Below are 2038 nucleotides of genomic sequence, written 5' to 3'. Positions count from 1 at the left end.
GGCTGAAAATTCAGTGTCGTAGCGACCAGGCCAACCATTTAATCCTAATCCTGTGTCCTTATCAATGGTTCCAGAAGCATAAAATAACTTACTTTCATCTTCTAATCCTTGATGATTATAGGCAACTTTAAGGTCCCAATCGTTAGGCATTATGTAAGTATACTCAACAAATGCTGTGGTATTGATGGTGTCCCACATAGTCCACTCTTGTGTGGTGCTAGCGCTGGTATCCCATTCAGCTTGGGTGCCGTCAGTATAGTTAAATACTAATCCCCCCCAGGTATTACCGTCTGTGTTGGCATCCTGGTATGAAAACCCTAATGTTAGCGTTGAGTTATCTGTTAATTGGCCATCAACGACAGCGTAAATATAACCACGATCGTTTTCTAGGCCATCTAAGTATGATCCTTTGTCTTCTACTACCGCAACAACTCTACCAGCCCAACTACCGCTTTCTGTTAACAGGGCAGAGTAATCAGCTTGTACGCGCTTAAAGTCATCTGAGCCATATGAGATGCCTACTTCACCTTGATTTTCGTTAGTCGGGCGTTTACGGACATAATTAATGGTACCAGCAGAATTACCTATTCCGGTTAGTAGCCCGTTAGCGCCACGAATAACTTCAATTTTTTCATAACCATAAGCTTCCATTGCACCAGTGACGATCCCCCAGTCATTGGGCAAACCGACGCCATCAATTTGGGTACTTTTAATTTCAAAGCCGCGAGAAGTATATTGTGTGCGGTTTGTTTCCCATTCTTCAACATTAATACCCGTCGCAAGACGAAGTACGTCGTTAAGGTTATTGGCCCCAAAATTAGTTATCTGCTCGTTGGTAACCACACTGATTGACTGCGGTGTCTCATCAATCTCCATAGTTAACCCAGTCGCGCCTTGGCTAACGCGTTTATAACGAACACCCAAGATTTGAATTTTTTCTATGTTTTGATCATTGTTGTCAGCATTTTGTTGTTCGGCTGCAAGGGCAATGGGCTGTACTAGAAAGCCCATTGCCAAAACTAATGATGAAAGTGCAAAGGTATGTTTAGGTTTCATGTTGTGCCTTATCTGTGTCTTTTTCTAATGATGAATATTATTAACGGCGAACCATAGCGCTTATCAGACGCTAATGTTATTGCTAATGATTATCATTAGCAACCGTGATTAGGGTTAGATTGATTGAAATGTGAGCATTAACGCAAAATTTACAATTGATAATAATTATCACTCAATAATTGTTGCGACTGATTATCAATCGTATTAACATGCGTGCAATATTAATATCTAGAACGACAGCGGACTAATTTGGAAAACAGATGGCAAAACGTAGTAATCGATTTTGGTTTAAGCTTCATGGCTGGTTTTCATTACCCATATGGATAATGTTTTGTTTTGTGTGCCTCACCGGAACAATTTCAGTGGTAAGCCATGAATTAACCTGGCTTACTAATCCTGATTCGAGGGCAAGTAACCCGCAAAATCTGGCAGAAAAACCGATGTCAGAACTCGTTGAAATTGTGCAACAAGCGCACCCCACAGCAAACATTACTACAGTGATGAGCTTTGAGTCTTATCTAGTTAATGCTGTGATTTTTAGCGATAGCGACGTGCCTTTTGCTATTGCTTATGTCAATCAATACACCGGCCAAATACAAGCAATCAATCTTGGTATGACTTTCACTAATTTTATGCGCTCCTTACACGGTTGGTTACTGTTTCCATGGCATGTTAATTACAGTGTCGGCTATTACATTGTCTGTTTTATGGCAATTGTGATGTTGGGGGCATTGGTTTCTGGACTGGTGATTTATAAAAAGTTCTGGCGTTCATTTATCCAGCCAAAATTACGTTTCAATCAAGGTAAAAAAACATTGCTTGCAGATCTACATCGATTGGCAGGTGTGTGGTCAATGTGGTTTTTAATGCTGATGAGCATTACCGGTTTATGGTATTTAACCCAAGCGATTTTGTGGCACAACCACATAGATTTGGAGCCACATGCGCCTTTAATTGAGGCAAGCCAAGTGCCTACATCAGC

At 40.9% G+C, this 2038-nt stretch carries 2 protein-coding genes; one reads left to right on the top strand and one right to left on the bottom strand.

Translation table 11 applies throughout. The features are described 5' to 3' along the window. Window positions 1-1056 (bottom strand): TonB-dependent siderophore receptor (locus tag H5202_RS21285; protein ID WP_182773811.1); only part of this gene is annotated, 1056 nt, incomplete at its 3' end. 260 nt (window positions 1057-1316) lie between these two features. Between H5202_RS21285 and H5202_RS21280 the strand changes: the two genes are divergently transcribed. After that, the coding region (locus tag H5202_RS21280; protein WP_182773810.1) for a PepSY-associated TM helix domain-containing protein at window positions 1317-2038 on the top strand (722 nt) is incomplete at its 3' end.

Source organism: Shewanella sp. SG41-4 (assembly GCF_014164505.1).
In the GTDB taxonomy this organism is placed as follows: Bacteria; Pseudomonadota; Gammaproteobacteria; order Enterobacterales; family Shewanellaceae; genus Shewanella.
Note: the sequence above shows the minus strand (reverse complement) of the source record. Positions and strands in the feature narration are given on the sequence as shown.